Source organism: Moorena sp. SIO3I6, assembly GCF_010672095.1.
This window is the reverse complement of sequence record NZ_JAAHHU010000446.1, coordinates 1-3,459: the sequence shown is the minus strand read 5'-3', so window position 1 is coordinate 3,459 and position 3,459 is coordinate 1. Positions and strand designations below refer to the sequence as shown.

The window sequence follows — 3,459 nt, the reverse complement described above, 5'->3', positions numbered from 1 at the left end:
TACGTGAAAGCAGATTAGTAACAGGAAAACAATCGCTGAAACCTTGATTATTTTGTCAGGTTTACCATCTACTGAATAGACTTTAATGGCTTGGCAGGCGCAAAACTATAGCGCTATATCAAATACCAGTTATTAAACTAATATTGACAAAAACTAGAAAATGTGGTAATAAAAAGACAACTAGTGAATCATTTAAATCAACAACTATATCGCTATGTTACTGATTCCCCCAGAATCAGGTAACTCTGCTCTAGTTCAATCCTGCCATGCCATCTCGACAGTAGTACTGAGTACTGAGGGGGTCAGGTCCTCAGGGGATCGCTGCTACTATTAATAAATCACAAAGCATTGGCAGATAGATAAATAAGTACAGGACTTATCCATCCAGAAGTGTAAAACTTCTGTAATTCTGTGATACGTACGTGATCCGAACTTTTATGAAAGACCTCAAGCCAAATGATTTACTTGATCGGCGTTATCGAGTAATTGATACCCTAGCCCAAGGTGGATTTGGAAAAACTTACATTGCCGAAGATACTCGCCGACCCACTAATCCCCAGTGCGTTATCAAACAACTGAAGCCACCTAGCAACCATCCCAAATCCTTGGAAAATGCCAGACGTTTGTTCCGAACTGAAGCCGAAACTCTAGAGAGACTGGGGAAGAATGACCAAATTCCGATGCTTTTAGCTTACTTTGAGGAAGATGAAGAGTTTTACCTGGTTCAAGAGTTTATTGAAGGAAACACCCTCAGCAGTGAAATCAAACCTGGTCAAAGCTGGTCTGAAAGCCAAGTTCGTCAAATGCTTCAGGAAGTCTTGAGAGCTCTCAGCTTTATCCACCAAAATCGAGTTATCCATCGTGATATCAAGCCCGATAATATCATCCGACGACATCGGGACAATAAGCTGGTTTTAGTTGACTTCGGCACAGTCAAGCAAATTCGCGGACCCAACCATCAAGTCAGTGGCACAATCGCTGTTGGAACTCCTGGTTATATGTCCACAGAACAAGGTAGAGGTAATCCTCGTGCCAACAGTGATATTTATGGTCTTGGCATGATTGCTATCCAGGCAGTAACTGGCTTAACGATTAATCAAATTCAAGAAGACCCTAATACTGGAGAAGTGATCTGGGAACCTTGGGCAAAGATCAGCGATCACTTAAAGTGGATTCTCTCTAAGATGGTGCGCTACCATTTTAGGGAACGTTACCAGTCTGCCACAGAGGTTCTACAGGCTCTTGAGTCATACCCACAAGTCTCATTACCACAACAGCAATCAGTACAACAGCCGACAATAATACAACCGACACTAGTTCCGCAACAGTACTCTCCAGTCCCCTCAACAGCCATTCCATCGATACCACAGTCTGGGCAACCTCAACCCACAGAGACTTCATTAGCACCATCTCAACTTTCGGCAACAGCAGCATCATCGGCGCAACCGTTTGCTGGGTCTCAGTCTTCAGGAGTTGGATCTCAAAACCCTCGTCGGTTATTGCTTCCCATCGGTGTCGCCACTACTGTTATTGGCATCCTTATCTATTTAATCTGGTTATTTTTATTTAATAACACTCCCAAGACTACGGAGTCAGCCAACCCATCACCTTTTGCTACGAATGCTCAAATTACTCCAACTTCAACACCTGATCAGAGTAATATTCAAGCTCGAATTAGCCTTGGGGAAAAGCCCCTAGTTAAAACAGAAGAGGTAGGCACTCCAAATCTGCAATTCCAAGCTGCCAAACAACAGGGTATGAAAGCCATGGCTGCTGGTGATTATGACAAAGCCATGAGTAACTTTGAAGTAGCAATTCGGAAATACCCCAACGCTCCTGAAACTCTAATTTATCTCAATAATGCTCGTATTGGTAATCAGAAATCCTATACTATTGCTGTCGCTGGACCGATTGCTACTGACCCCGATGGTACATTAGCAATTTTGCGTGGCGTTGCTCAAGCTCAAGATGAAATCAATCAAACTGGGGGAATTAATGGCGTACCCCTCAAAGTAGTGATTACGAGTGATGATCAAAATCCCGATACTGCTAAACAAATTGCTTCAGCGTTGGTCAAGAATCCGGAAATATTAGGTGTAATTGGTCATTCCGCTAGCAGTGTAACCTTAGCCGCAGGAGAAGTATATAATTCCGGTACACTAGCAGCTATCTCTGCTGTTAGTACTTCCGTAAAGTTGTCAAACTTTAGCCCCTATGTGTTTCGCTCAGTGCCAAATGATGCGTTTTCAGCCAGAGCCTTAGCTAACTACATGCTTACCCAGTTGAAAAAGCAGAATGCAGCGGTTTTCTATAATTCTAAGAGTGACTACAGCAAGTCTCTCAGAACTGAATTTGTCACAGCCGTTTCCCTAGGAGGAGGACAAGTTGTTGATGAGATTGACATCTCCAATCCAGATTTTAATCCTGCTACACCTGTACAACAAGCAATTGAGCGGGGAGCACAGGTGCTATTTTTAGCTCCTAACCCAGCAGTTCTAGATCAAGCTTTGGAGGTTGTTAAGGTCAATGGTAAACGTCTAAGTTTGTTGGGAGGAGATGTAATGTATTCTCCCAAAACTTTAGAGAAAGGTGCAGAAAACGCTGTTGAAATGGTGGTAGCTGTTTTTTGGGATATTGATAGCAACCCTCAGTCAGACTTTGTCCGTAAATCCAAAGCCCTTTGGAATGCCGAGGTTAACTGGCGCACAGCCATGGCTTACGATGGAACCCAGGCTTTGATAGAAGCCCTGAAACGTAATCCTACTCGTGCTGGTGTTCAAGAAGCCCTCTCAGCCTCAGATTTTGTAGCGCCTGGAGTATCTGGTTCAATTCGGTTTTTGCGTTCAGGCGATCGCAATGGCTCAGTCCAACTGGTAAAAATTCTTCCCAAGCAGAACACTTCCAGCGGTTACGATTTCCTGCCAATACCCTCTAATTAGTTTTAGGAGTTTTAGTTAGCTAATAGCTTACTATTATTGTAGTATAACTGTGTAATATTTGTAGAATACTTGTTGACTTGAACAAATTAGACCGATTTCAACTGGAGTTTCGACTCAACTCCAGTTAGTATAAACTCCATAATAATGAAGCTTGTAATAAACTTTATTCGTTAACAAAATGACTTGTATTACCATTGCATTTCTGACTATTGGTTTCAGACATCCTCTTAGGGAATATTTAGCGATGATAAATCAACACTTATCAATCAATGTTGAAACACCAAATCCCCTGCTTCAACCCGGAGATTACCTGTTTTCCAACCTAGAGAAATCGGTACATTCCCATTAACTGCTTTGTACAGGTCAATGTGTTTTGACCAGTCATGGTCTTTACCATTTCGCGTCAGACTTGGCAAGTCATTTTTAGGATTGTAGGTCAGTTTAAGACTCTCACCAGTGCTACCAATCCACTGCACTTTACCGATGGAAATTTCCTGTAAATCTAACTGACTTTTTTAGA

Annotated in this window: 2 protein-coding genes; one reads left to right on the top strand and one right to left on the bottom strand. The window is 42.4% G+C overall.

Annotated features, from left to right (window positions below; genetic code table 11):
* The first annotated feature begins 437 nt into the window (after nt 1-437).
* Nucleotides 438-2,939, top strand: coding sequence for a bifunctional serine/threonine-protein kinase/ABC transporter substrate-binding protein (locus tag F6K49_RS37670; protein WP_293105255.1), 2,502 nt, complete (start codon nt 438-440; stop codon nt 2,937-2,939).
* A gap of 266 nt (nt 2,940-3,205) precedes the next feature.
* Here the strand turns inward: F6K49_RS37670 and F6K49_RS37665 are convergent, their stop codons facing one another.
* A complete protein-coding gene (locus F6K49_RS37665; protein ID WP_293105250.1) occupies nt 3,206-3,415 on the bottom strand; it encodes a hypothetical protein in 210 nt (69 codons plus the stop codon).
* Nucleotides 3,416-3,459: the final 44 nt, after the last annotated feature.

Excerpts from the sequence above, each read along its gene's own strand:
- F6K49_RS37670 (WP_293105255.1), top strand. The coding sequence starts at position 438 with ATGAAAGACCTCAAGCCAAATGATTTACTTGATCGGCGTTATCGAGTA.